The following is a 25,501-nucleotide window of genomic DNA, read 5'->3' on the forward strand; positions in this document are numbered from 1 at the left end:
GGTCAGGGCCTTACCACTGAAGCTAAATATCGTTACGTATAAACGAAAGTATCCATCTTTTGAAAGAAATTGAATGACATCGTAGCCCAGGGCTTTAGCCCTGGGATTTAATGCGGATTCACGCCATCATTTCCCTCCCGAATGCAATTCTCATCTAATCACAATATTCCTCCAATGGGAATGCTTCCTCTCCTTTTCTGCCTATTAATGCATTTCAGAGATTAACCCATCTTTTCACCGGTATTTTATATATTCGCTACACTAGCAGACAAAATTCGATATGAAAAGATTCGCTTTATTATTTCTTGTAATGTTTTCTGTGTCAGGGTACGCCCAGAACACCATCAACAACTATAAATATGTGCTGATACCCGAGCGGTTTGATTTTTCGCGGGAAGACAATCAGTATGGCCTGAACACCCTGGCGAAGATGTTACTGGAAGAAAAAGGCTTCACCGCCTATTTTGACAATACTGATCTTCCGAAGGAGTTGGCAGGCAACAAATGTAACGCACTGAAAGCAGAGGTAACGCAGCGTAAAGCACTATTCGCCACCAACCTGACGCTGGTGTTAAAAGACTGTCAGGGTAACATTATCTTCAAAAGCAAAGAAGGCAAAAGCCGGGAAAAGGAATTCAACACTTCCTACAATATGGCGATGAGAGATGCTTTCGCCTCGCTGAAAGATGAACCGTATACTTACAACGGTACCACCCATGCGCGGACAGAAGTAGTAGCAACACCAGCGCCTGCACCCGTAGCAGCAGCTCCGGCTCCGACGCCCGCTCCCGTAGCATCTACAACCGCTCCGGCCCCTGCACCTGCTCCTGCCACACCGACAGTAAAGGACGCTGCCGGCACCCTGTATGCACAGGCTATCGCCAACGGTTACCAGTTGATCGATACCGCTCCGAAAATCGTTTTAACCCTGCTGAAAACTTCCATGCAGGATTGTTTCATCGCTGAAAACGGCGCAGTGCATGGCCTGGTGGTGAAAAGAAACGGAGACTGGTATTTTGAACATTATAAAGACAATCAGCTGGTAGCAGAAAAACTGCTGATCAAATTCTAATACCTGCTATCTCCCATGGACAGACCAAGAATATATGTGGACTTTAATGAGATGATTGCCGAAGACCTGGTATTGCTGTCACAGGAAGATACCAAACGGGACAGCGCCGGTAACCTTGTGCAACTCTTTGAAGGGAAGACCATCGATATATTTATGGACGATACCAATGAACGGGGAGAAAAAGATAACCTGATTGCCAGTGGTACCGTGGAAGCGAATACCACTGGCCTCTTTCCGGTTTGTAAATGGAACTGCCGGATTGACGCCAACGGCATACGGCATGAGCGTGAATGATAACCCCTCCCCCGTTTTTTATCCCTATGAGCACTTCCCCGCTTCAAATACAGGATATCAGGGCATATTACGATAATTCCGGGGAATACCATTACTTCGGCCCCGACTATCGCCGTGCTGCCCCTATCCTGATCGAGTTTAAGAAAGCATATCCCTCGTTAGAAGAACATCACCTTCACGAGTTAACAGCTATACTGGCAAAGCGGCCGGTAGACAGCGATCATATTGTTGCCGCTGATTTATTGTATATGTACCGGCCTATCCCCGCCGTACTGTTTGAACCCATGATCGATTGCGCTATTGACTACAGAGATCCCAGTTTCAACCGGATATTTCTCCGCCCCTGCATGAAAGCCTTTGGCGACAAAGCCGTGGCTGAGATGCTGCATAAAAAATTTCTGGAAGGCGAAATCATCAGAAGAATTGGAGTTGCCTCACTTTTATACTGGTTTTGGTGGAAAAATAAGGAGGATGTACAAGTACTTTATGAAACCATCATAGCGCAAGGAAATCAGTCTGACAACCTCGTAGAAAAATACATTTACAATTTATACGTCGGGATTGAATCAGATTTTCCCTTACCTAAAAATGCGGATGAATTGAAACGCATGGTTCGTGATAATGAGAAATGCTGTCAATTATTGCGCGACCTTAACTGGCGCATGGGCGAATAGCGATAAACTATCTATCCAAATTTTTCCAGCTGCACGGACCAGAGACTAAGGTATTATTTTAATCTCACGGCCTTGATCATTTCATAGACATACAACGGAATGGCCCATCCCAACCAGAAAAACGTGGGGCTGATATCTTCAAAATTACCCAGCCTGTATATCACCGGCATTTTCAGTATCAGTCCGGACACTACAAACGCCAGGGTCACAAGATAACTTCTGATCATCCAGTCTTTGTGCTGCCTGAACTTCATCTTCAAAGCCAGCCATAAAGCGATGCTGGTAGTGGTGATCCATACCGACACCCATACTTGCAGGGAGAAAGCGTAGGCCCAGTTGACCGCGTATGCTGAAGTAGAAGCCAGTACGATGGCGCAGAGGCTACTGGCGAGGATGGCCAGCAGGTATAGATACCCAACAATGCGGTGCAGCCGTTTGTTGGACTGTAGTCTTTTCCAGAACTGCAGCGGTCCCAGTACCAGCGCACCACCGCCGGAAGTAATATGCATCAGCAGAAACCATCTGACCGGAAAATATTTACCCAGTGCTTCGGGAGTCAGCTGCAGGTAGTGATCGGCTCCGTGCATGAATGTCCACGTGATAAAGAGAATGCCGAGCCACAGTAGAACATAAAGGCTATCCTTTAAAGAAAAAGACCTGTCGATAAGTGTTTTATTCATGATGCTTACAGATTTACGGATACAAAATTCCGTATCCGTTCTGCAAGAATCAATAACCGAAAAATTATTCGGTATCAGGCTACCGTCTCAGCAATGGCCTGTTTTATCCGTTCGCCGTATTTTTTCCCCCAGTTATCGATCGCATCCACCAGCGGTACCAGTGACATGCCGAGATCGGTGAGGGTGTAATGCGTTCGCAGTGGAAAACCGGAACCAGTGTGTTTCTCTACCACGCCCATGGCTTCCAGTTCCCGAAGCTGCATATCCAGCACACGCGGAGACGCTTCGCTGATGAAACGGTGCATTTCGCTGGGCCGTTGATAACCTTTATTGATCATATCGATGATGCAGGGTTTCCATTTAGCGCCCAGTACCTGCATGTACACGGTGATGCCACAGTCCATGTCCACCGGTATCTTGCGTTCATAAGTAAACATAATACAGGTTTTTCGTAAAGGACAAATTAACGATAATTCGCGGAAAAAGAAGTTAAGCTACTTTACGAATTGTTTCGATGCGAGATCGTATTGCGAGGTGTAATGTTTTCTCAGTTTTTTCAACCGGTAGCTACAATCTATTGTCCAGTGATACACCATTTCCAGTTGTTTTTTTTCGGGATGATAGATAAAGTCGAATGCTTCGTAGTCGGTCCTGCAGTTTCTCAACCCTTTCTTCCCTAATATTGTTTTGTCGGCTGCCGGCACTATTTCTGCTATAAACCTACTCTTCAGGACATCCCTATCAAGACTTTCATAATCAACACCTTCCAGTTCCTTGTTGCTGACTTTAAAAAAATGCAGCAGGTGGCCAAAGGGTACTATTCTTCCCCAAAATGTAAACGACAAATCCTTATAAAGCGGTACGATATACAAGTCTCCCCACTTTTTGGACGCGCTTACCTTTCCTTCTTTGACATAGTATTCAACAAACTCCTTCACCGAAAAAGTTTTAGCGTATTCGAGATAGCGACCGGTTTTAATGGCGGCGGTATCATCGTATATGCGGATACGTTTGGAAGCGCTGGCTTGCGCATAGGTATAACCGGTGCATAACAGCACGAACATAGGTATCAACAGGGAAATTCTATACATAGAAAGAGGAATGACAGGTATTAATGTAGTAAAAATTTCCGCCTAGTTCTTTTTTCCGGAGGAATCTTTTTGCACGGATATCCGGTAATCATCTTCCGTGATTCCCTTTACGCCGCGTGGTTTTTTAACGGGGACGGCCTGCACAGAGTCTGTCACCAGCGGCAGGTACCGCTGATGTTGTATGGCAGGAGAATCCACCACAGGGGGTGGCGAAACTTGTCTTGCTGAAGAATCCGGTGGCGGGGCAACACGCGACAGTACGTTCATCAGGGAAACACTGTCCTTCTTTTTGTTGGCCGGAACTGGTTGTGTTTCCGCAGGCGTTACCGTGGCACTGCTGTCTGGCGGCGCCGGTGCATGTGTTTCCGGTACGGCTTTTACCGGCGCTGTTTTTTCAGGCGCGGGTGCCTGGTGACTGGTATACCACCACAATGCGGAGGCTGCCGCTGCGGCGCCGGCGAAGCCATACCAGCCTTTACTGAGATATTTTACGATGCTTTTCTTTGCAGCGGTATACTGAGCCGTGTTGTTTTCTGTAGGGTGATTGTCTGTTTGTTGATTATCTTTTGCGTCATCTGAGGAATGATCATCCGGTGTATCTGCAACCGCATCCAACTGCAACTCAATACTGGCCCAAATGCTGTCCGCCATATCGGGAACAGGCACCTGGTTCAGCTTTGCTGCCATTAATTTTTCGTATGGAGTGGTTGTATTCACTAAACCTTTGTTGCTGTTAATTTTTGCTGAAGAATTTTTCTTGCCTCACTCAGATGCCATTTACTGGTCCCCTCACTGATATTCAATTGCGTGGCAATTTCCTTGTGAGTGTAACCATCAATGGCATATAACACAAAGACCGCATGCGTGGCGGGCGGTAGCTTCCGCACCAGCTGTAAGATGTCCGCGGCATCTGTTTTTTCGATCACACTATTATTGACAGAGGGTTCTTCCACCGCTTCCAGTTCAAGACTGGAAAAGCGGCTGCGTTGTTTGACGATATCGAGTGCTTCATTGATAACGATCTTTTTCAACCAGCCATGGAAGTTACCTTTACTTTCATCAAAGGTGTGCAGGCTCCGGAACATCTTCACAAAGGCATGGCACAGGATATCGCCGGCTTCATGCTCATCGTTGGCATAACGCATGGCAATAGCCATCGCAAAGCCATAGAGCTGCCTGTACAGCTGCTCCTGCGCTTTCCTGTTGCCCTGACGGCACTCCGCGATAATATGCTTTAAATCCTGTTCCAGTTGTCTGTCAAACCGTTTAATACTATTGTCTCATCACCTCCCCGGGCCTGCTACCACTTGGTGTCGTGCACTTTTCTTGCAAACAGCGCGGTGGTAATGGCACTCACGTTCAGCTTCTCCGCAGGGGACAACTCATTATAAAACCAGATATTCCGGTCAATCAGGTCAATGATGGCGATAACGCCGTCCCTTGTGCTCAACTCATACCCCGACATCATCTTAAACAGCAACTGTCCCGTTTTGCCATTAGACAACTCCGTCTTCTTAATGCTGAGTGGTTTTATATGGATCGTGTCAATACCATTGGTGGCCATCCCTTCGTCTTCCTGTTTAATAAAAGCAAATGGGTTCTTGTCGTTCTCCGCTTTCCGGTCGTACAGGTTGGTCATCACCAGCTCCCAGTTCTTGCTTTCCTGTGTGGTATCCACGCTGATCAATGCAGAGAAAATATACCGGTGTTCCTGCAATACCTCAAAACCACCCAATATATTGTGATTATCGATGGCTTCATAATCATGTTTCCTGGTCATCTGCCGCTCGTGGGCAAATATCTCTACCGTATTACGCCCGTCTGTAATAGCATAGCGGAATTTCGCCTTTTCATTTTCCACCGTTTCTGATTTCGAAATGCCTGCCTGGTTCAGTAATAAGTTCTCCCAAAAAAAACCGCGGCCCCATCCCGGGTAACTGACATGCACCCCTCTTTTTATTTTTGAAGTGGTAAAATTAGCAAACGACATCCTGTTGCCTCTTGCCCCGGTCACATGCTGCATGGTGGCCTGCTCCTTGAATTTCTCCGGCACGGCCAGTTTCATGGAGGTGCCACAGCCCATCAAACAGATCCCGCTAAATAGTAATACCGCGTTTTTCATCTTATTACTGTTCTATTAATGTATTACAAATACTAATATGTAAAATTACCGCATATACGGATACCAACTTCAATACCCCTGTTTTTTGTCAAAGGTTGGGTCATCTTCAAAAAAAATATTTTTTCTTTTTTCCCCAACCCTTTAGTCAGCACCAGGGGTACTACTGTAAAATCCACTCAAACGAAATATATGAAAACAATGACCATCAAATGCACCGTAACTGTAATGATCGCTTCTGTCCTGCTGCTCTCCTGCAAAAAAGAAAAAAGCAGCCCTTCCGGCTGTGACATCAGCGTGACCGGCCTTTCCGGCTCCTACAAACTGACCGCCCTGCAATACCGGGAAAGCGCCACCGCCACCCCCATCGATTATCTCACTTACCTGGAAGACTGCGAAAAGGATGATATCATGGAACTGAAAAGCAACGGCACCTACACCTACCACGATGCAGGCACCGTTTGCCCGGAACAGACGGTTGACCACGGCACCTGGGAAGTGAAAGGCAATACCCTCGCCAGCGATGGCAAGCTGCAAGGCACCATCGCCAGCTATGATTGTAAAACGCTGGTATATTATGTGGAAAGTGCTTTAACGAAAGGTGATAAGCTGACGTATACTATGGTGAAGCAATAAAACAACAGCTATATTGGCTGATCACGCCTGTCTACTGGTGTGATCAGCCATCAACACCGCTATGCGGGTAGCAATACGCTCCCTCACCCAGCGGCGGTCCTGCTCATCCAAATCAGCGAGGATGTTACCACTGTCCCCGTTGAAATCTACCCAGACATCTTCCAGGAACTCATTCCTGATTTCTTCCTGCCGCTGTTGATTGCTGGCATCAAAGCCGCCGGTTTTTGACAAGGCACTGTTCAGCCGGTTTGGGGTGACATAACGCGCCATTTCTTCCACCAGGAAGGAAAGCTGCTCCGACCGGGAAGTAACGTCCGGGATAAACGACCATTTCTCTGCCTCATGAAATTTCTGCTCCTCATCAAACTCCGGATTTTTCAGTTTGATGACGGGGCGCATATCCAGCGTGGTAAGCGCCGAATGGCGCAGCGGTTTGATCACCACTCCTTCTATCAGGTTGGAAGGCAGCTCGGGCAGTTGTAACTGTGCGGGGATACCTGAATTGATGCGGGTATCAAAATTCAGCACTTCGTTCCACTTACCGGCGAAAAGCACTTTTGCGTAGAAGATGCCAAACTGCTCAAAGTAGGCTACGGCGATATCATAATCGATATAGCTTTTAACACCGTCGGCGGTTTCCACGGCTATATCGAAAGCGCAGAACCGCACAACAGGGCTGTAATACACGCCTGTCTGGATGGCCTGCACATACGGGTCCGGCATGACCGCGGGGTGAGGATATTTTCCGCCGAACAGCTCTCCGTAGAGGATATACCGTTGTGCCGGCACTTCCTGCTTCAGGTGTTCAAAGAAACGGACGACCTGTTCTTCCATATCGGCTACCACTGCCTGAAAGCCGAAAAAATCGTCGCTCCATTGCAGGTATGCTTTCCGTTTGGCAAATAATAATTGATGATCTTCATACACAAAGCTGAAGTTGGCACCATGTACTTTCTCTGTCACTACCCACTTTAATTTGTTGAGATCTTGCATGGCTTTCTCTGACAGATCAAGGCCTTTCAGGCTTTTGGGCATTTTTTCGTATTCGGAGTTCTTGTTCATTGTTGATCAGGATGACCCGTGGTTAACAGCGGCAAAAATAAACAATTCCTCCCACAAACGGGTGGCTACTTCAACCGGTAGGTGATCATGGCTTTGCCATAGGCAGTATTGTCGATGCTGAAATTCCGGATGGTATCATGCCCGGGACTGAAGAGTTTATAGCTGCCGAACAGCCCCATACCGCCCTGCAACTGGAACCACAGGTTTTTGTAGATGCGCTGGTTAAACTGTATGCCGGCGTGAATAGTGGAGAACTGGGCATAGTCGACCTCTTTGCCTTCAAAGTCCGTATAGTTCTTCAGGTTATACCTGGTCCAGTCAATAGACCCTGCAATACCTACCTGTGTATGGGGAGTTAAGTTATAGGCCACATTGAGCCTGGGCCAATAGAACTGGCCGGTCCATTTGCCATTGTTGCTTTTGTAATCGACAGATATGCCGGGGGTGAACAGGAATTCCTGGAAGGAATACATGACATGCAGACCGAAGCCCACTTCCAGGTTCGATTTCTTACCGAACCTTTTAGATACCCCGTAAATACCGTCCACGATCAGGTCATCTGAAGAAAAGGAGCTTTTAAAATCCGATGCCACGGTGGGTATGAGTATGCCCAAAACCGACCATTTCTTTGCAATGGGATGGCGGACAATCATCACCGCTTTTATTTCGTGGATTTTGTCCAGCCGATAAAGGTCTTGTGTGTTTTTCTGATCGAAAGAGAAATCCATCAGACGGTAGTTGATATTCGTGAACAACTGCGTTTTCCCGAAATGCATGGGGGGTAATGACAACCACGCGTCGTAAGTGTTGTATTTAAATTTGTTGCCATGCAGACCGCTTCCCTCCGGGAGATCGTTGAACTGGCTTTCTCCGTGAGCGGTCACCGATACCCCGGCTACATCTTTGACAGACTGTGCGAAAATATCATTTGAATAAAATACCAACAGACTGATGAGCAATGACTGATGCAATAAGCGTTTCATGTTTTCCTTTAGTTTGATAACACAAAGGTCGCCAGCAGTCATCGCTTGCTTTAGAACAGAATCTACCTTTATCAGGACAAACTTTGCACGATAGAAGCCCTGTATTCGGAGGGTGTCAGGTGGGTGATCTTCTTAAAAAGACGACCGAAATAACCGGGGTCTTCATAGTTCAACTCGAAAGCCACGGAGGCAATGTCTTTGGTAAAATCCTGTAATAAAAGCTGGCTGTGTAAAATATTCACTTTGTTGATCCACTCTTTGGGCGCAGTGCCTAAAGTCTGTTGCACGCAACGGTTCAGGTAATTCACCGAAACAGCCAGTTTGTCTACATAAAAAGAGACAGCTCTTTGTTCTACATGATGTTTATACACCAGTTCCTTAAAAGCGAAAGTGATCTCACTGCTGCGGGTCACCGATTTATGCTGACCACTATCAGCCGCGATGATCTTCATGAGCGCCGCCTGAAAGAGGGAGTAGCAGATGGCCATATCGGGGGTGAACTGGTACAGTTCCCGGATCAGCAATCCGAAAAGGGGCGTCAGCCAGTGGCTGGTTTCATCCGGCAGGGTCACGACCGTGCCGGTACTGAACAGGTGGATCAGTTTTTCTTTGGACAAGAGGTGATGCAGGGTGCTGTCTTCAAAAACCACCACATACCCTTCCACGTCATCACTGGTTTCCAGCAGGGCTGTTACATTGCCCTGTTTTACAAAGAGTACATCATTAGGGCCGATGTGTTTTACCGCGGCGTCTACCTGTTGACTGGCATGTCCTTGCGTCAGGTGCACGATAAAATTGTAGTCCGGCCTGTAAAGCGGCGTTGGCAGGCTTATCAACCCGGCAGTTTCCCTGATATCGAATATTTGCAGCGGCGTGCCCATTGTTTTGAAAACCGGAGGGATACCGGACATATACCGGCGTTCAAAATCAATCGGCTTTACGGTTTTTATTTTCATATGTCAGATGGCAGTACTCCCAAATGACACCTGAACACGGTGTTACCCCTATTCTTCCTTCAGTATGTCCACTATTTTCCGCAGGGTGCGGGTAAACTGTTCCAGTTCATTTTTAGGCAGCATGCTGCTGATACGGGTCGTAACGCTGTGGCGTTGGTTTTCCGAGCCGTCGACCAGGAGTTTGCCCTTGCCCGTCACTTCCAGGAGGAAATTACGGCGGTCTTCCGGCAGCTGCTTTTGGACCAGCAGTTTTTTCTCCAGCAGGAGTTTTACATGACGGGAAATGGCCGGTGCACTGATATGAAATTTCTGCGCCAGTGTTTTACCGGTGGCAGGACCGTTGCGGTACAGGTATTCCACGATGTTGTAATGCGTAGCGCCGACCCCGTTAAAATCCCCGTTGTTGACCTGCGCAATCACATAACATTGGAAATCGGTATAGGTCTCGAAAAAGGCTTTTTGTGCTTTTTCCATTGTTGGAAATTTATTTAACTTTGTTAACTATTTACAAAGTTAATGAAATTAAATTAACCCATGAACCCGATAAAGATCACCGGCGCTCGTCAGCACAACCTAAAGAACCTGACCCTGGAAATTCCCAGGAACACGATCACCGTTTTCACAGGCGTGTCAGGATCAGGGAAATCATCGCTGGTATTCAGGACCATCGGCGCCGAAGCACAGCGGCAGATGAGCGAAATGCAGCACAGCTTCGTGCGCAGCAGGATGGAGCACCTGGGCGTGCCGGATGTGGACAGTATCGAGCACCTCAATGTACCGGTGATCATTAATCAGAAACGGTTGGGCGGCACCGTGCGCTCCACCGTAGGGACCGCCACGGACATCTATACCTCGCTACGGCTGCTGTTTTCGCGGGTAGGCAAACCATTCGTTGGCTACGCCAATATCTTCTCGTTCAACCATCCGCAGGGCATGTGCCCTGTTTGTGGCGGTATCGGGCAAACAAGGCAGATAGACATCAACCGGCTGATAGACACCACCAAATCGCTGAATGAAGGGGCTATCCTCTTCCCTACTTTCCAGCCTGGCGGCTACCGCTGGCTACGGTATGCTGCATCAGGGTATTTTGACAATGACAAAAAACTCGCCGACTATACGGAGGAAGAGTGGCAAATACTGCTGCATGCGGAAGAGCATGTACCGCCTAACCCTTCTCCCCAGTGGGGCAAAACCGTGCGTTATACCGGCATCATCCCGCGGCTGGAAAGGGACATCCTGAAAAAAGACTCCAAAGAGCTGCGCCTCCGTGAAAAAGAGATCAGCCGGATTGTCAAGGAGCAGTCCTGCCCCACCTGCCACGGGAAACGGCTAAACGAAAAGGTGCTCTCCTGCAAGATAGCCGGCCGGGACATCGCCGACTGTGCCGCCATGCCGGTAGATGAACTGCTGACGTTTATCCGGTCTGTGCAGGCGCCCGGATACGAAACCATTATAGCTGAACTGGTGAAAAAACTACAGCATATGATCACCATCGGTCTGGGTTATCTCACCCTCGACCGGGTAACGCCCACCCTCTCCGGTGGGGAATCACAGCGTATCAAAATGGTACGGCACCTGGACAGCAGCCTGGAGAACCTGCTGTATATTTTCGATGAACCCAGTATAGGACTGCATCCTAAAGACCTGGACAATATATCCCGTATTATTCAGAAGATCAGGGACAAAGGCAACACCGTCCTGTTAGTGGAACATGACCCTGACCTCATCCGCATTGCCGATCATGTGATGGACATGGGCCCCGGCTCAGGCACCCATGGCGGTGAAATCATCTACCAGGGCACCTTTGACGGTCTGCGTACGAGCACCGGAAAAACCGGCCGTTACTTCGCACGGCACAAAACATACAACCAGCATCCGCGTACATTCACCGAAACACTGACGATCCGCAACGCCCGGATGCACAACCTGCAAAATATTACCGTAAAGGTCCCGCGTCATGTGCTCACCGTCGTTACCGGCGTGGCCGGCTCCGGCAAAAGCACGCTGATCAGCGAGGTACTGCCACAACAGCATCCGGAAATTACACTGATTGACCAGTCAGGCATTGCCGGGCATTCCAAATCCAACCTGCTCACCTATCTCGGTATTTCCGATATCATCCGGAACCTCTTTGCCCACGCCAATGGGGTGAGCAACAAACTGTTTAGCCGTAACAGTGAGGGTGCCTGCCTCAATTGTAAAGGGCTGGGCGTCGAAAAAATTGACCTGGCGTTTATGGACGATATAGAAATGCCTTGTGAAGTTTGCGGCGGCAGCGGCTTCCGCCCGGAAGTGCTGACATACCGCTACCGCCACCAATCCATCGCTGATGTGATGGACCTCACCGTAGAAGAAGCGGTTGTATTTTTTGCGGAGCAGCAGGAGCTTCACCGCCATTTCACGATGCTGCATGATCTGGGCATGGGCTACCTGACACTCGGACAGCGGCTGGACACCTTCTCCGGCGGCGAGCTGCAACGATTAAAACTGAGTACGCAACTAAAAGGCGAACATGCCGTGGTGGTGCTGGATGAGCCCAGTACCGGCCTGCATCCTGCCGATACCGAAAAATTGCTGGCGTTGTTTAACAAACTGATAGCCGCAGGGCATACGTTGATTGTGATCGAACACAACCTGGACATCATCGCCTGTGCTGACTGGATCATCGATATGGGGCCGGGCGCCGGTAAAGACGGCGGCCAGCTGACGTTTGAAGGGACCGTGGCCAACCTGCTCCAGCATTCCGACACAGCAACGGCAACGTACCTACGAAAATATCTTGTGTAGGAATATTTTTCTATGGTTGCAGTTTTTTCACTGGAAATCTGATCAAACTCCCGCGTTAATATTTCAGGATCTCCACCCATCCTTTCCTGATTTTTATTCGCTGCTATGGCACACCACTCCCATTTCGTAGCTTTACATACAGCAGACTGGAGTCCGGACTATTTACACCCTCAAAATATTTTTATATGAAAACACTCACCTGTATACTCACTGTATTATTGTTACTGAGTGCCGCTCCATCTTCATCAGAAAAAAAAGCCCGTCGGGGTAGTGTCACTGTACATGCCTGGTTTTATTATCCAAATGCCGGTGCCGTTATGGGTATCTGTGCGTTCCCGATATGGATGCCCCAGGCACACGTATGGGGCGATACATCCGTTAGTATCAACTGCCCATCCAGCTCAGCGGTGGTGGATGTCACCGAAGGGCAGACAGTCTCCTGCACTGTAGCGGTGGGTCTGAAGACCAATATCCTTGCCAGTTATCCCATTGTGGTAGACGCTGATAATATAGGAGCCGGATCAATTGATTTAATTATTCCAAGGTAAATGTTGTCCGGGACACCAAAGCAGTCCGGAATAGGTATCTGCTTATTCCGGGCTGCTTCCCGCTTTTACACAAAGTGAAAATTACACCGGCATTACTGACAGTTACTCCAACACCTCGCTGATCTGTATCACGGGTTGAACATTGGTATATTTGGGGAAGTCCTTTCTAATGCTATCCACATATGGCTCCAGTCCTTTTTCATAAGCGGAAAGCGTCTCAAAATACAAATGGCCGATCGCTAAAAACGGCATAGGCGTATTGGGCCTTCCGGAAGCTATTCCTTTGTCAATGGACAGGAATTTCAGTGCATCGCCAAACATACTCGCCACCATGGGCATATGATTGTGCTCATAATAATTCATATCAAACGTTTTGCCTTCTCCATTCGGATAAAGTATCGTTACTTTGATCATTCCCTTTTTGATTTTGGGGCTCTCTACGGCTTTGGGGCTTTCCTCCGGCTTCTGGCTATCTGCCGGTTTACTTTGCTGACAACTAAAGAATACGCCGAGGCACAACAACAATAAGTTGAATTTTACTTTCATCTGTATATGTTTTAGGTGATGTATTTTCATAACGGGAAGACAGGGACCTCAAATTTCGTGGAATTGTTCTCGGCATTTACACATCGTCTTCAACAAGATATTGAAAAAAATCGCTTCAACATATAGTCAACCATGGCTGATTGCATATTTACTGGTATACAAGTAGATCAAAATACTGGTACACCTGTGGTAAACATCCTGCAGTAATATCACAGCATCCCGAATTTAAAATGCAACACCTCCGCAGTGCCACACATTATATTTAACGAAAACCAACAAAATGTTTCCTGTCACTACCCTTGACCCAGCGCCCTGGTATCATCAGATGCGCACGAAAAACCCTGTTTACTTCGATCCTGATTTCACTTTCTTCTATGGCGCCAAAGGTGGATGGCAGCTATACACGTATGATGACGTGAAATGGGCGTTAAGCGACTATGAAACATTTTCCAGTGAATACCTTCCCACATCCGGTGATGATCTGCTGGGCGCGAGCATATTCGCCACAGACCCTCCCCGTCACAGAAAGGTGCGCGCGCTCGTTACCAAAGCTTTTTCACCGGCAACTATCTCCAGAATGGAAGCCTGGCTGTATGAACAATGCCACCAGCTGATAGCTCCTTTACTGCCATCGGGGGAGATGGACTTTGTCAGCGCTTTCGCCGCTCCCCTCCCAAGTCTCGTTATCTCGCGTTTAATTGGCGTTCCAAAGGAAAGCAGCCCGCAGGTAACCATCTGGACAAAGACGCTCACCGGCGATCCGACAGCTATCGGCATGGAGATATATTACCAGACCATGAGAGAGATGAGCGCCTTCCTTTCCCAACTCATCGTTGAACGGGCAGCCCATCCACAGGAAGACCTAATCACCGATCTTTTGCTTGCCGAGGTGGACGGTGAGAAACTTACGGACAAGGAAATACTGGCGACCTGCATCACGCTCCTGGGCGCAGGAACTGAAACTACTGAATCATGGCTCACGACCGCCCTCCACCTGTTTATCCAGCATCCCGCATTACAAAAGCATCTTGCCACCCATTCCGCTGATCTTCCCAAAGCGCTCACGGAGGCCCTCCGTTTCAGATCGCCGGTGATAGCGATGCCCCGGAGGGCAACGCGCGACATTACGCTCCGCGGCCAAACCATCAAAGCGGGAAGCCTCGTCAACCTCTGCATTGCCGCAGCCAATCTCGATCCCGCCGCATTTCCCAACCCTGATACTTTCGATATAAACAGAGACAATTCCAGGATACTCAGTTTCGGGCACGGCATCCACTATTGCATCGGTTCAGTACTCGCAAAGCTGGAAGCCCGTATAGCCTTTGAAGTGTTATTTAAACATATGCAGCATATACAGGTAAAGCCGGGCACAACAATTGTGAGGACACCCAGCACCCTTGTATACAGCTACCAGGAACTTCCCATTATATTTGACCTGCCCTCTCTATAATTCCCGCCAGTCAATCGTCAGCCGCCGCTGATGACTGATATTTCACCTGCCCGTTTTTGGCTACAACAACACGTGTTCCGGCTACAAATACCAGGTCATTTGTCTTCAACTTTGTGATACAAAAACAAAACAAGATGAAAGTATTTGTAACAGGAGCCACCGGGTTCATTGGCAGCGCTGTCGTGAAAGAATTGCTGGCAGCAGGTCACGAGGTAACAGGTTTAGCCCGCTCGGAAGAAGCCGCTCAAAAAGTGGCTGCACTGGGTGCAAAAGCACACCGTGGCGACATCACCGACATCGCAAGCCTGCAGTCCGGTGCAGCTGCAGCTGACGGTATCATCCACACCGGTTTCATTCATGACTTTACCCGCTATCCGGAAATGTGTGTCCTGGATGGAAAAGCGATTGAAGCGATGGGCGAAGTATTAATGGGTACTCAACGCCCGCTCATCGTCACTTCCGGCACGGGCGTTATTGTTAAAGATACCGTGGTTACCGAAGAGGACGGAGTTGAAAATCAGGCCCATCCCCGTGCCGAAACAGAAAGAGCGGTGGACAAATTAGCGGCCAAAGGTGTGCGTGCTTCGGTGGTAAGGCTCCCACCCTTCTCCCATGGCACAGATGACACCCATGGTTTTCTTCCCATATTGATCCGGCTCACCAAAGAAAAGGGCCGTTCAGGCATGATCAACGAAGGCGCCAATATATGGCCGGCAGTACACCGGCTGGATGCAGCACGGCTGTATCGCCTGGCACTGGAAAGCAACCCGGCAGGCGGCACCCGTTTTCATGCGGTAGCCGAAGAACGTAATACCTTCAAAACCGTAGCCACCACCATCGGCGAAAGACTGCAACTGCCGATCGTTTTCCTTAACCCGGAGGAAGCCGCTGCACACTTTACCTGGTTCGCACATTTTGCGAAAATCAACAACCGGGTATCTGCAGACATCACCAAAACAACACTGGGCTGGAACCCCGTACATCCTACATTGTCCGAAGACATGGCAGGAGATGTATATTTCCCGGGAGATAAATAAAACAGGTAAATTAACAACATACAGGCGGCATGACCGCCTGTATGTTGTTAATTGATGATGCAGATTACTTTGCCGGCCTTTGCGCCACCATCAAGGAATCGAACCTTTCAGCGATTGCCTTGGGATGGACGCCTTCAGCGAACTCACTTATCAGATACTGCCGCTCATCATCCGGCTCAAAACGCCACAAATTTGTCCCGTCTTCAAAAATGTGGTTATATCCTCTTTCTTCGAGCCTGAAATAAGGAAGATGACCTCTCACCGCCACATACACAGCGATGATGTCCGCACTATGGTGCCAGTTCCTCTTCCAGCCATCCAGGAACCATTTGTAGGCATAAGCCATAGGCGTACGTTTATATTTCTCCTGGAAGAAAACCTTCCCCGTGGGCACGCTGTCTGCGAAAGCCCCGCCACCCGTGAAATAGATGCGGGTTGGCCACGCTGTAACTACGTGTTGTGTGGAGCGGGGGTCCGGCTTGAAGTTCCCCCAGGGCGCCGGGTCCCGGTCTTCGGGATATCTTCCGCCCATACAAACCAGGCGTTTCACTTTCTTCCTCACCAACTCAATGCCATTCAGTTCACTAAACTGATCTGCTCTTGTGTTCAGCAGTTTGGAAAGGTTGGTCAGGTCGCCCACTGTTACCACCACAACACTTGTATCCGGTTGTGAGGAGAGTATCTTCCGGTACAGTACCGTAGCTTCCGGCATATCCTCACCCAGCTTTACACCAGGTTTAAATTCATCACAAAGCCTGCGTGCATATTTGGATTTATGGTATACGCCAAATCGCTGCACCGCGCCGATGGGAATGCCCGGCCTGTCATAATAGGTGTTAATGACATCCACCGCGCCCGGCGACCATGGATTGAGGCTGGAAACCATGACTCCCAATATTTCCGCTTCACCGAGATTGGCGAAACCGTGGAGCATCGCCAGCGCGCCTACGTCATCCACGTCAGAATCCATGTCCGTATCGAAGATAATTTTTACAGGTTGCGCAAAAACTAAGTGGCACAACAACAGGTTGAAGATCAACCATCCAATATATTTCATTGGTTTTATGGGTTAGTTCTAAAAATGAATCTCCAGTAGAGAAGCCGTCCCTATTACATTAAGGGACGGCTTTCTTTTTTTAGATTTTGACAATCCGGAAGATCTTAGTCTGATCTTCCCCTTCCAGCATTAACATATACGTACCTGCTACCAATGCACTGATGTCCCTGGTGATCTGCCTTTCGCCTTTCTGGATGTTCCACTGTCGCAATACATTGCCGCGTATATCCAGCAACGTTAGCCGCGTATAGGACAGGCCCTTCAGATCAATGGTCAGGCGTCCGTTGGTAGGATTGGGATAAAGGACAGGCCCTTTCGTATCTGTTTCTGTTGCAGGATATTCAGCCTTGTTATAAGCCATGCGGGCAGCAGGTTCGCTTACCGCGCAGTTATCGATACTGAACCAGTTGAACTTCAACGTAGTGCCTGACAGAACATGCACACCGGTATAACTGAGCGCCGGCAGGCGGATGGTGTCCGTAATCGTTTTCCAGACACCACCGGTAGAGGGTATACTGATGGTATCGAATTTAAAGGTGCTATGCCCTATCCATATTTTGACAGACGAGGTAGTCATCACCCTGAAGCTGATATTGTACCTGCCGGCAACGGGCACGTTCAGGTTGCTGTAGGCAAACCAGTCACCCGCTTTGAGGCTGGTGAAATTCTGCCCGCCGCCCACGTCCGTACAGGTTTCCAGTACGGGGCCCGGAGCGCGGTTGGAAGCGCTTTCCGCTTCGTACTTATCATTAACGGTACAAATGGTATAGGCTATCGTTACTGGTGTTGTACCGGATATGGGTCCGCTGGTGGCGGTTACCGCATAAGTACCGGGCGTGACGCCTGCGGTGAATACACCATTCGTATCGATGGTATTACCGGCGCCGGTCACGCTCCATACAGGCTTAAAGCTAAATGGATTATTACGCTGGTCATAGCCCTTTGCCACGTATTGCTGCGATGCCCTCAGCGGTACCGTTAACGAATCGGGCGTCAGCGCTATGCGCGTCAGCACCGGTGGCGCCACTACGTGCATGATGGCCGTGTCGCTCATCGTTCCTGCGGTGGCCAGCACCAGGTAATCACCGGCAGCATTGCCGGTAAACAGCCCGCTGGCAGTGATACTGCCGCCAGCGCCTTGTACGGACCATACCGGCGATACGGGAAATATGCTGCTGTCCTGGCCATAGCCCGTTGCGGTGAACTGCTGCACCTGGCCGGTATTAATGGTGGCGCTATCGGGCTTGATCACCAGGCGCGACAACGCCACGGAATCGGCACGGATAATACTCAGCCAGTTAAAATTCCAGCCGTCTTTGTTAGCGACTATCCGGAGTGTCTGTTGCCCCTGTTCCAGTCGTATAGGCGCTGACGTGACAGTGACCCATTTCTGCCATCCGCCGCTGGCAGGCAGGTTCACCGTTTGCAGCGTCGTGGTGTCCAGCTGTACACGAAGGCTGGAAGCACCGTTCACCGCCACCCGGAACTGTATCCGATAGGTATCGGCGCGGGGCACGTCAATGTCATATTCAAACCAGCTGCCGGCGCCGATGTAGCTCACATCCTGGCCGCCGCCTACATCTGAACAAGGTTCTGTATTGTTGTTGTTACTGTTGTCAAAACTTTCGGCCTGTATCTTCACCGGTATCAGCTTGTAATTGGCCGGCCGCCGGGTAATGAAAGCCACCCCTGTTTTAGTGGTGGTATCCACCGTAGCCGTGACCGTTACCTTGCCGGAATTATTCAGTGTGGCCAGTCCGCTGCTGGTAATGCTGTTGCCGGTGCCGGTGATACCCCAGGTTGGCGTAATAGTCATCGGATATCCATTCTGATCAAGGGCTTTGAAGGTATATTGCTGCTGTTTTCCGGGAAGGAAGGACATGTCTGCCGGTGTGACCATAATAGTGTCCAGTACCGGTATGCCCAGCCCTTTCTGATAAATGCGGGCGTAGTCCACCTGCATGCTGTCGGGCCAGTCTGCCTCTGTGATGGCGCCGCCCATTCCCCCGCCGATGGCCAGGTTCAGGATGAGGTGAAACTTCTGGTCGAAAGGCCAGTCCTTCCAATCGGTGTGTGGATTAGGGTACGACAATACCTGTGTGGTATCATACCTGAAGCGGATCGTATCCGGCGCCCACTCCATCGCATATACGTGATAGACGGTATCAGCGTCCATCAGTTTTTTAGTGTTGGAGACGCCGCCGCCATTGGTCCAGTTGTGGTTCTGCGTGTGGACGGTAGACAATACCGTTCCGAAGTTATTGCCCACATGTTCCATGATATCCAGCTCCCCGCTTTTAGGCCAGCCGCCGTAGGCGCTGGTAGTAGGCATCAGCCAGATGGCCGGCCAGGAACCGCGTGCCCGCGGCAGTTTGGCGCGTACCTCTACTTTACCATAGAGAAAATCAAATTTTCCTTGTGTGATGAGCCGGCCGGATGACCATGGCTCTGTGGTAGTTCCATTAGGAAAATCTTTTTTCCCGGTGATGACCAGGCGGCCATTTCTCACGCGGGCATTGTCGTGGGTGGTATCGGTGTATACCTGTTGTTCCCCGTTGATCCAGCCTTTGGGGCGCGGATCTACGGTCCATTTGGTACGGTCTGGCTGACCGTCTGTATTGAACTCGTCGGCAAAGACGAGCGTCCAGTTGGGGTTACCATCAAATACCACATTACCTTTCGCCGTATAGCTGGTCACGTTAGCCGTCGCCAGCTCTGTACCAGCTATCATCAGTTTCAGCGTGGTGCGGGAATAGTTGGCCCCTGAATTACCGCTGAGGGTAACACGCGCCGTCGTATCATTCACCCGCAGCACGTTACTGATAACAACGCCAGGCGGCAAATTGGCAGCCGTCCAGTTGGCGGCGGTCAGCGTTGGTTTCAGCACCCCTCCTTTTACTTCAGCGGTGATAACAGCGCCGTTCTCATGCCCCATCAGGATACTGGTATCTTTCAACACAATGGCCGTGGGATTGGGTCCTTGCAACAGGTCGAAATACAGGATACCATTGGCTTTCTTTCCATCGATATACTGAATGGAGATGGTATTGAAATCCGTCCGGTTCTTTACGCTCTGGAAATTGTAGGTGGCTTCTTCCCAGTGGTTCACACGGGAAGGCTTAAACGTAAAGAAGACCGCCTTGCTGTAATTACTGCCTGGCTGTAGTTTGAACATGATCTCATCCAGCGTGCTGGCGTAGACCAGCATTTTGAAAGTGCTGTTGGCAGCGAGATCGAAGGAGTCTCTCAGTGAACACGACGCGCTCATGTACTCAAAGCAGGAAGTGTCTTTGGTGAATTTGGCTACCAGCGGACTGGTGTTCAGTCCGGACGGATTGGGATTGGGCACCCCGAATTCCACCTTGCCGGTAGTGGTGTTGCCGGCGTAATACGTCCATTTGCCGGAGCAGGGGCCGTGGCCTTCCATATCATCCAGCAGGAGGTATTGCGCGTGAACTGTGCTGCATAGCAACATACAGGGCAACAATAATAACAGTAGCAACTTATCCCGCACAGGTAGTCCCCGGCGAGCATCAGATTTTGGTTTGCTCGTTTTCATAACGTTTCATTTTTGAAAGGCCGGCGCAACCGGAAAGCTGCGCCGGCCGGGGTTTTATAGTATCAGGGTTTTAGGTTCGTCTACAGGTCATAGATTAGGGTTCACCACCGCGTCGGCACCGGGTATGGGCATCCAGTAGTTGGCTTTGGTGATGTTGCCGGCCGGTTGCAGGTCGCCCGCCGCCTTGTTGGCATTGGCAGCTTCTACCTGTTCCAGTCTCACCAGGTCAAACCAGCGGTTCCATTCCCCGGCAAACTCCCAGGCACGCTCACTTACTACGGCGGCTGCGAAGTCGGCGCCTGCCATGCCGCCCGGCAGATCAGGCAAACCTGCCCGCTGCCTTACAGCATTAACAGCCGTATAAGCGTCACCGTTAGGCGTGCCGGCGGAACGTGCCTGCGCTTCTGCATAGATCAGCAGCACATGCGCATAACGCATCATGATAACGGGGTTATTGGACATGTACACAGCTTTCTGGCCAGACTGTATAGTGAACTTTTTATAGTAGGGATGTTTGGTGGTGGTTTGTTGCCACGGGATCACCGTACCGTTGCTCAGTGTGAACTGTGTGCTGAAAGTAGCGTCTTTCCGGGGGCCGGCGGGGAAGTTATTAAAGAAATTCAGCTCCGGGAAAAAGTCACTCCACCCACCTTCATCTTCCGGCATGGTGGACAGCCCGTAAAATGAATTGTACGTTACCCAGTTGCCGCGCGTGAAAAGCGTGAACACATCTTCCACCGTACCGCCAACGAAAATTTTCAGGTACCCACCGGTGTAAAGATCAAACCCATAGTCTGTTTTGTTGTCTATTACCTCTTTTGCTTTCGCTGCTGCCAGTGCGTATTTCGACTGGTCTTTCAGCGGCCATCCCGCTTCCGTGAGATACACGTCTGCCAGCAAAGCCTTTGCCGAACCTTTATTAGGCCGTCCGGAGCTTCGCCTGGTATTGGGTATCCACTCTTCTGCCCTTTTAAGGTCGGCTTCTATCAATGGATAGATGTCCGCCGGTTTGCTCTTTTTCAGGTGGAGGTATTCCGGCGTATATTTCTCTGAGGGAATGACCGGCACGTCGCCCCACAGCCGGGTGAGCCAGTAGTACGACAGGGCGCGCAGATAACTGGCTTCGCCCACCATGGCGCGGATGGTGTCCTGATTACCATCCAGCACTTTATTGTAGTTGTTGATAATATTGGTAGTGGCCTGAATCGTTTTATAGCAGCCCAGCCAGATGGGATTCATCCTGCTGTTCAGCGATGATACGTTGAAGCGGTCAAACTCGCGGAACTCTTCCTTATTGGAGCCGGGATGTGTAGTGAGGTCATCGCTGCCCATGGTCATGGCAATCTGCGATACTGTCGTGAAACCGCTGGTCCACGGCACCAACAGGCTGCCATAGGCCCCGGAAAGCACCGTCTCCAGGCCTGTCTGGCTGCTCATGGCATCGTCGCCGGCGACCAGCCCTTTAGGGCTTTCTGTCAGCTCCTTGCTGCATCCTGCTGCCAGCACGAGGAAGGATAACAGATATATAGCATAGTTCATGTAAAATCGTTTAATCATAACAGTTAGATTTAAAAGCTCAGTGTTACCCCACCGGTGATGGTCTTTGCGTTTGGATAAGTGCCAAAGTCAATGCCCTGACGGATATCCCCGGCAGAGGAACTGCTTTCCGGATCGATACCGGAGTAGTTGGTCACCGTGAAAAGGTTGGTGGCGCTCACGAAGACTTTTACGCCCAGCGTATTTTTCAGTGCCGATTTGGGTATATCATAAGCCAGGCTGATATTCTTCAGCCGCAGGAAATCTCCTTTTTCCAGGAAACGGCTGCTCTGTGTAAAATTGCGGTTGGTGGTGCTGAAAGCCGGTATATTGGACGTCTCATTCACTCCGGGAATATAGCGGTCTTTGATCTCCTGCAGGGTCGCTTCGCGGGCGTCGCCACCGTAATACATGGCCGCTGCTTTGTTGTAATTCAGCCGGTCGAACCCGAAGAGGCCCTGGAACAGCAGGTTCAGCGTAAAACGTTTATACGTGACCGTATTGTTCCAGCCGATGGAGGTAGTTGGGATGCCGGTGCCGATCACATGGTAATCGCTTGCGTCGATGGCGCCGTTGTTGTCTACATCGAGGTAACGGGCATCGCCAGGTTTGGCACCGTATACAGCCGCTTTTTCATCACCGGGTTTCCAGGTGCCGAGGTAAGTGAGGCCCCAGATGGCGCCGAGGGATTGGCCTGGCATGACCACAAACTCCGACTGCGGCGACATGCCGCCACCGATCTTGCGGTTATTGGGATCAAAGATGCGGGTTTTGCCTTCGCCCAGCGAGATCACTTTGTTTTTAACGAAAGATACGTTGAACCCTGTATTCCATTGCACCGCGCCGCTGTTGATCACCTCGCCTTCCACGGCAAATTCCCAGCCTTTGTTCTGCACAGCGCCTACGTTACGGGTAATGGAATTGCCGCCAAGGTACATAGGCAGGTTTTCCTGTAACAGCAGGTCACGGGTGTCTTTTACAAAATAATCCACGGTAACGGCTATCCGTCCTTTCAGCAGCCCGATGTCGAGCCCTACGTCCTTTTGTTCAGTGGTTTCCCATTTGAGGCCGGGATTGCCGATGTTGCCCATCACGAGCCCTACAACATGACTGCTGTTGTTGAAAGATGCCGGTATATTAGAATAGGATGAAAGGGTGCTATAAGGACTGATTGCCTGATTGCCTGTAAGCCCCCAGCTGCCGCGCAGTTTCAGGTTACTGATGCTGCTCACCTGCTGCATAAATGGTTCGTTGCTGACCACCCATCCTGCGGAAACAGAAGGGAAATAGCTGTACTTGTTGTTGCCCTGGAATTTAGAAGAGCCATCCCGCCGCAATGCTGCTGACAAGAGATATTTATCATTGTACGCGTAATTCGCACGGCCTACCAGCGAGAACAGCGCCCATTTCGAGTAGCCGGAACCGGGAGAGCCGGGTGTTCCCAACGCGAGGTTGTTCCATTGGAAATTTTCATACGTAAGATTGGTAGCGCCGGAAGAAGAGTAATTATAGGTAGATTGCTGGTACTCCGCCACTGCAGTCAGGTCCAGGCTATGCACCTTATTAAATACCTTCCTGTAATTCAGCGTATTGGTGTTCTGTAAAACAATTTCTTTGTTCGACCTGATACCGGCGCTGGACACATTATTATTGGTGATCTTACCACCGAAGCTCTTGTCTTCGTACTGGAGATAGTTAGCGCCGTATTGCAGGTTGAAGGTCAGTCCGGGCAGGATGTCAAACTTAAATCCGCCGATCAGGTTGGCCAGCATCCTGTCCCTGATGGAGATCCTGTTCACGGTGAGTGCTACCGGACTATAGAACAGTGAACCCACCGGATCGCTGACGACGAAGCTGCCGTCTGCATTGTATACCGATGTGGTGGGCGCCCAGGTGAGCGCCTGAGCCAGCGGGCTGCTGGGACCGTCCGGGGGAATATCCGCATTCTGTGCCGTACTGTAGGAGCCGGTGATATTCAGAAACGTGGAGATGACATTCGTAAGACGGGCATTGATATTGGAGCGCAGCGTGTAACGTTTGTAAAACGAGTTATTGATCACGCCATCCTGGTTGAGATAGTTACCGGAGATAAAATAACCGCTTTTGTCTGTGCCCCCGGAGAGGCTGAGCAGGTATTCCTGCGCCGGCGCTGTCCGGAAGATTTCGTTTTGCCAGTCGGTGCCTCCTTTGGCGCGGAAGTCCGCGATCTGCGCATCGGTGAACTTAGGCGTAGTGCCCACAGCCGCCGCATGGGCGTTGGCTGTTTCCGCAAAGTCGGCCGCATTCAGCAGGTCCAGTTTTTTTATCACGGTAGATGAAGACAGGCGTGTGGTGAAATTCAGCTTCAGTCCACCTTTACCGCCTTTTTTGGTGGTGATCAGGATAACGCCGTTGGCCCCACGACTGCCGTAGATAGCCGTAGCAGCAGCGTCTTTCAACACCTGGATGGACGCAATATCATCCGGGTTGATAGAGAAGAATTCTGCGCCCACGAAGCCATCCACCACATACAGCGGGTCGTTGCTGCCGTTGATGGAGTTGGAGCCGCGGATACGGATACGTACGCTACCACCGGGCGATCCGGCGGAATTAGTCACCTGCACGCCGGTCACACGTCCCTGCAATACCTGGTCCAGGCGGTTCACCGGTGCATCTTTAAAATCTTTGGAAGTAATAGAAGAGATGGCGTTGGTCAGCGTACCTTTCTTTTGCTCGCCGTAGCCTACCACCACCAGCTCATTGATATTGGAGGCAGATGGTTGCAGGGCGACAGACAACTCTTTTTGACCGTTGACAGGTACTTCCATTTTGTTGTAGCCCAGGGAAGACACGACCAGTACGGCATTGCCGTCAGGCACAGCGATCGAATATTCGCCTTTTGCGTTGGTCACCACGCCTCTGGAAGTACCTTTCACCTGTATGGTCACACCAGGCAGCGGCATACCTTTTTCATCGGTGATAGTTCCTCTTACGTCCTGTTCAACCGGGGCGGGTATCTCCCTGGTGATGGGCTTGCGTTTTACGATGACCACCTTGTCCGATATGCTGTAGGTAAAAGGCTGTCCGTTGAAACAGGCTTCCAGCGCCTCTTTCAGGGGAGCATTTTTCAGTTGCAGGTCCACCTTCCATTCCTGGAGCATTTGTTCATCGGTATACAGGAAGGTATAGCCTGTCTGTTTTCTGATCTCCCGGAAGACCTTGTCCAGCGGCACATTACGTTGGGAGATGGTAACTGTTTGAGAATACCCGGCCGCATGTACCTGCAGCAGGGCAACGGTCATTAGCAGCACCGTTAGTTTCATCATCAGCAACATTTTTTTCGATAATCGTGGAAATTTTTTGTCCCACGCAGCACGACGCCGCCTGCTTTGGGAAAAAAGCATCAATTGCATACATTTGTATGGTTTGGGTAAG

23 protein-coding genes are annotated in these 25,501 nt (G+C 50.1%); 8 read left to right on the plus strand and 15 right to left on the minus strand.

What is annotated here, in order from left to right:
* Positions 1-280: 280 nt before the first annotated feature.
* The 3 genes from HHL17_RS22240 to HHL17_RS22250 are packed head-to-tail and all read left to right on the plus strand — an operon-like array spanning position 281 to position 2,040.
* A complete protein-coding gene (locus HHL17_RS22240) occupies positions 281-1,072 on the plus strand; it encodes a hypothetical protein (RefSeq protein ID WP_169226987.1) in 792 nt (263 codons plus the stop codon).
* A 15-nt stretch (positions 1,073-1,087) separates the two neighbouring features.
* Complete coding sequence (locus tag HHL17_RS22245; RefSeq protein WP_169226988.1) at positions 1,088-1,366, plus strand: hypothetical protein; 279 nt, start codon at positions 1,088-1,090, stop codon at positions 1,364-1,366.
* A gap of 26 nt (positions 1,367-1,392) precedes the next feature.
* On the plus strand, positions 1,393-2,040 hold the full coding sequence (locus HHL17_RS22250; RefSeq protein ID WP_169226989.1) for a hypothetical protein: 648 nt from the start codon (positions 1,393-1,395) through the stop codon (positions 2,038-2,040).
* 53 nt (positions 2,041-2,093) lie between these two features.
* Here the strand turns inward: HHL17_RS22250 and HHL17_RS22255 are convergent, their stop codons facing one another.
* From HHL17_RS22255 to HHL17_RS22280, 6 genes are all read right to left on the minus strand, one after another.
* Positions 2,094-2,720 (minus strand): DUF2306 domain-containing protein, encoded by a 627-nt coding sequence (locus tag HHL17_RS22255; RefSeq protein ID WP_169226990.1) that lies wholly within the window; start codon positions 2,718-2,720, stop codon positions 2,094-2,096.
* Between the two features lie 74 nt (positions 2,721-2,794).
* Complete coding sequence (locus HHL17_RS22260; protein WP_169226991.1) at positions 2,795-3,157, minus strand: winged helix-turn-helix transcriptional regulator; 363 nt, start codon at positions 3,155-3,157, stop codon at positions 2,795-2,797.
* Positions 3,158-3,214: 57 nt separating this feature from the next.
* A complete protein-coding gene (locus HHL17_RS22265; RefSeq protein ID WP_169226992.1) occupies positions 3,215-3,811 on the minus strand; it encodes a hypothetical protein in 597 nt (198 codons plus the stop codon).
* A 42-nt stretch (positions 3,812-3,853) separates the two neighbouring features.
* The gene (locus tag HHL17_RS22270; protein ID WP_169226993.1) at positions 3,854-4,498 is read right to left on the minus strand and encodes a hypothetical protein; all 645 of its coding nucleotides are present in this window, start codon (positions 4,496-4,498) and stop codon (positions 3,854-3,856) included.
* A 29-nt stretch (positions 4,499-4,527) separates the two neighbouring features.
* The gene (locus tag HHL17_RS22275) at positions 4,528-5,082 is read right to left on the minus strand and encodes an RNA polymerase sigma factor (protein ID WP_169227235.1); all 555 of its coding nucleotides are present in this window, start codon (positions 5,080-5,082) and stop codon (positions 4,528-4,530) included.
* A gap of 29 nt (positions 5,083-5,111) precedes the next feature.
* Positions 5,112-5,933, minus strand: a complete 822-nt coding sequence (locus HHL17_RS22280) for a hypothetical protein (protein ID WP_169226994.1) — start codon at positions 5,931-5,933, stop codon at positions 5,112-5,114.
* A gap of 189 nt (positions 5,934-6,122) precedes the next feature.
* Here HHL17_RS22280 and HHL17_RS22285 point away from each other — a divergent pair, with 189 nt between their 5' ends.
* Complete coding sequence (locus tag HHL17_RS22285) at positions 6,123-6,566, plus strand: lipocalin-like domain-containing protein (protein ID WP_169226995.1); 444 nt, start codon at positions 6,123-6,125, stop codon at positions 6,564-6,566.
* Between the two features lie 21 nt (positions 6,567-6,587).
* Here the strand turns inward: HHL17_RS22285 and HHL17_RS22290 are convergent, their stop codons facing one another.
* The 4 genes from HHL17_RS22290 to HHL17_RS22305 form a co-directional block, all read right to left on the minus strand.
* Positions 6,588-7,628 carry an RNA ligase family protein gene (locus HHL17_RS22290; RefSeq protein WP_169226996.1) on the minus strand — a complete coding sequence of 347 codons (1,041 nt, stop codon included), beginning with the start codon at positions 7,626-7,628 and terminating at the stop codon, positions 6,588-6,590.
* Between the two features lie 65 nt (positions 7,629-7,693).
* A complete protein-coding gene (locus HHL17_RS22295; RefSeq protein WP_206156122.1) occupies positions 7,694-8,611 on the minus strand; it encodes a DUF6268 family outer membrane beta-barrel protein in 918 nt (305 codons plus the stop codon).
* A 71-nt stretch (positions 8,612-8,682) separates the two neighbouring features.
* Positions 8,683-9,567: an AraC family transcriptional regulator gene (locus tag HHL17_RS22300; RefSeq protein WP_206156123.1), complete on the minus strand. Its 885-nt coding sequence runs from the start codon at positions 9,565-9,567 to the stop codon at positions 8,683-8,685.
* A 48-nt stretch (positions 9,568-9,615) separates the two neighbouring features.
* The gene (locus HHL17_RS22305) at positions 9,616-10,041 is read right to left on the minus strand and encodes a MarR family winged helix-turn-helix transcriptional regulator (RefSeq protein ID WP_169226998.1); all 426 of its coding nucleotides are present in this window, start codon (positions 10,039-10,041) and stop codon (positions 9,616-9,618) included.
* Between the two features lie 60 nt (positions 10,042-10,101).
* Between HHL17_RS22305 and HHL17_RS22310 the strand changes: the two genes are divergently transcribed.
* Both HHL17_RS22310 and HHL17_RS22315 read left to right on the plus strand, forming a co-directional pair.
* Positions 10,102-12,354, plus strand: a complete 2,253-nt coding sequence (locus tag HHL17_RS22310; protein WP_169226999.1) for an ATP-binding cassette domain-containing protein — start codon at positions 10,102-10,104, stop codon at positions 12,352-12,354.
* Positions 12,355-12,539: 185 nt separating this feature from the next.
* Positions 12,540-12,902, plus strand: a complete 363-nt coding sequence (locus tag HHL17_RS22315) for a hypothetical protein (RefSeq protein WP_169227000.1) — start codon at positions 12,540-12,542, stop codon at positions 12,900-12,902.
* 102 nt (positions 12,903-13,004) lie between these two features.
* Here the strand turns inward: HHL17_RS22315 and HHL17_RS22320 are convergent, their stop codons facing one another.
* Positions 13,005-13,448 carry an EthD family reductase gene (locus tag HHL17_RS22320; protein WP_169227001.1) on the minus strand — a complete coding sequence of 148 codons (444 nt, stop codon included), beginning with the start codon at positions 13,446-13,448 and terminating at the stop codon, positions 13,005-13,007.
* 280 nt (positions 13,449-13,728) lie between these two features.
* Here HHL17_RS22320 and HHL17_RS22325 point away from each other — a divergent pair, with 280 nt between their 5' ends.
* Together HHL17_RS22325 and HHL17_RS22330 are read left to right on the plus strand one after the other, a co-directional pair.
* Complete coding sequence (locus tag HHL17_RS22325; protein WP_169227002.1) at positions 13,729-14,898, plus strand: cytochrome P450; 1,170 nt, start codon at positions 13,729-13,731, stop codon at positions 14,896-14,898.
* Positions 14,899-15,032: 134 nt separating this feature from the next.
* Positions 15,033-15,935, plus strand: a complete 903-nt coding sequence (locus HHL17_RS22330; RefSeq protein ID WP_169227003.1) for an SDR family oxidoreductase — start codon at positions 15,033-15,035, stop codon at positions 15,933-15,935.
* 64 nt (positions 15,936-15,999) lie between these two features.
* Here HHL17_RS22330 and HHL17_RS22335 read toward each other — a convergent pair whose 3' ends face one another.
* The 4 genes from HHL17_RS22335 to HHL17_RS22350 all read right to left on the minus strand — a co-directional run bounded on the left by HHL17_RS22335 (position 16,000) and on the right by HHL17_RS22350 (position 25,392).
* Positions 16,000-16,992 carry a nucleoside hydrolase gene (locus HHL17_RS22335; RefSeq protein WP_169227004.1) on the minus strand — a complete coding sequence of 331 codons (993 nt, stop codon included), beginning with the start codon at positions 16,990-16,992 and terminating at the stop codon, positions 16,000-16,002.
* Between the two features lie 79 nt (positions 16,993-17,071).
* The gene (locus HHL17_RS22340; RefSeq protein ID WP_169227005.1) at positions 17,072-20,551 is read right to left on the minus strand and encodes a carbohydrate-binding protein; all 3,480 of its coding nucleotides are present in this window, start codon (positions 20,549-20,551) and stop codon (positions 17,072-17,074) included.
* A gap of 87 nt (positions 20,552-20,638) precedes the next feature.
* On the minus strand, positions 20,639-22,090 hold the full coding sequence (locus tag HHL17_RS22345; RefSeq protein ID WP_169227006.1) for a RagB/SusD family nutrient uptake outer membrane protein: 1,452 nt from the start codon (positions 22,088-22,090) through the stop codon (positions 20,639-20,641).
* A 29-nt stretch (positions 22,091-22,119) separates the two neighbouring features.
* Positions 22,120-25,392, minus strand: a complete 3,273-nt coding sequence (locus tag HHL17_RS22350; RefSeq protein WP_169227007.1) for a TonB-dependent receptor — start codon at positions 25,390-25,392, stop codon at positions 22,120-22,122.
* Between the last annotated feature and the right edge of the window lie 109 nt (positions 25,393-25,501).

This window comes from Chitinophaga fulva (assembly GCF_012927205.1).
GTDB lineage: Bacteria > Bacteroidota > Bacteroidia > Chitinophagales > Chitinophagaceae > Chitinophaga > Chitinophaga fulva.

Coding starts and splice junctions, on each gene's coding strand:
- HHL17_RS22240 (WP_169226987.1), top strand. CDS start 281: ATGAAAAGATTCGCTTTATTATTTCTTGTAATGTTTTCTGTGTCAGGG.
- HHL17_RS22245 (WP_169226988.1), top strand. CDS start 1,088: ATGGACAGACCAAGAATATATGTGGACTTTAATGAGATGATTGCCGAA.
- HHL17_RS22250 (WP_169226989.1), top strand. CDS start 1,393: ATGAGCACTTCCCCGCTTCAAATACAGGATATCAGGGCATATTACGAT.
- HHL17_RS22255 (WP_169226990.1), bottom strand. CDS start 2,720: ATGAATAAAACACTTATCGACAGGTCTTTTTCTTTAAAGGATAGCCTT.
- HHL17_RS22260 (WP_169226991.1), bottom strand. CDS start 3,157: ATGTTTACTTATGAACGCAAGATACCGGTGGACATGGACTGTGGCATC.
- HHL17_RS22265 (WP_169226992.1), bottom strand. CDS start 3,811: ATGTATAGAATTTCCCTGTTGATACCTATGTTCGTGCTGTTATGCACC.
- HHL17_RS22270 (WP_169226993.1), bottom strand. CDS start 4,498: ATGGCAGCAAAGCTGAACCAGGTGCCTGTTCCCGATATGGCGGACAGC.
- HHL17_RS22280 (WP_169226994.1), bottom strand. CDS start 5,933: ATGAAAAACGCGGTATTACTATTTAGCGGGATCTGTTTGATGGGCTGT.
- HHL17_RS22285 (WP_169226995.1), top strand. CDS start 6,123: ATGAAAACAATGACCATCAAATGCACCGTAACTGTAATGATCGCTTCT.
- HHL17_RS22290 (WP_169226996.1), bottom strand. CDS start 7,628: ATGAACAAGAACTCCGAATACGAAAAAATGCCCAAAAGCCTGAAAGGC.
- HHL17_RS22295 (WP_206156122.1), bottom strand. CDS start 8,611: ATGAAACGCTTATTGCATCAGTCATTGCTCATCAGTCTGTTGGTATTT.
- HHL17_RS22300 (WP_206156123.1), bottom strand. CDS start 9,567: ATGAAAATAAAAACCGTAAAGCCGATTGATTTTGAACGCCGGTATATG.
- HHL17_RS22305 (WP_169226998.1), bottom strand. CDS start 10,041: ATGGAAAAAGCACAAAAAGCCTTTTTCGAGACCTATACCGATTTCCAA.
- HHL17_RS22310 (WP_169226999.1), top strand. CDS start 10,102: ATGAACCCGATAAAGATCACCGGCGCTCGTCAGCACAACCTAAAGAAC.
- HHL17_RS22315 (WP_169227000.1), top strand. CDS start 12,540: ATGAAAACACTCACCTGTATACTCACTGTATTATTGTTACTGAGTGCC.
- HHL17_RS22320 (WP_169227001.1), bottom strand. CDS start 13,448: ATGAAAGTAAAATTCAACTTATTGTTGTTGTGCCTCGGCGTATTCTTT.
- HHL17_RS22325 (WP_169227002.1), top strand. CDS start 13,729: ATGTTTCCTGTCACTACCCTTGACCCAGCGCCCTGGTATCATCAGATG.
- HHL17_RS22330 (WP_169227003.1), top strand. CDS start 15,033: ATGAAAGTATTTGTAACAGGAGCCACCGGGTTCATTGGCAGCGCTGTC.
- HHL17_RS22335 (WP_169227004.1), bottom strand. CDS start 16,992: ATGAAATATATTGGATGGTTGATCTTCAACCTGTTGTTGTGCCACTTA.
- HHL17_RS22340 (WP_169227005.1), bottom strand. CDS start 20,551: ATGAAAACGAGCAAACCAAAATCTGATGCTCGCCGGGGACTACCTGTG.
- HHL17_RS22345 (WP_169227006.1), bottom strand. CDS start 22,090: ATGAACTATGCTATATATCTGTTATCCTTCCTCGTGCTGGCAGCAGGA.
- HHL17_RS22350 (WP_169227007.1), bottom strand. CDS start 25,392: ATGATGAAACTAACGGTGCTGCTAATGACCGTTGCCCTGCTGCAGGTA.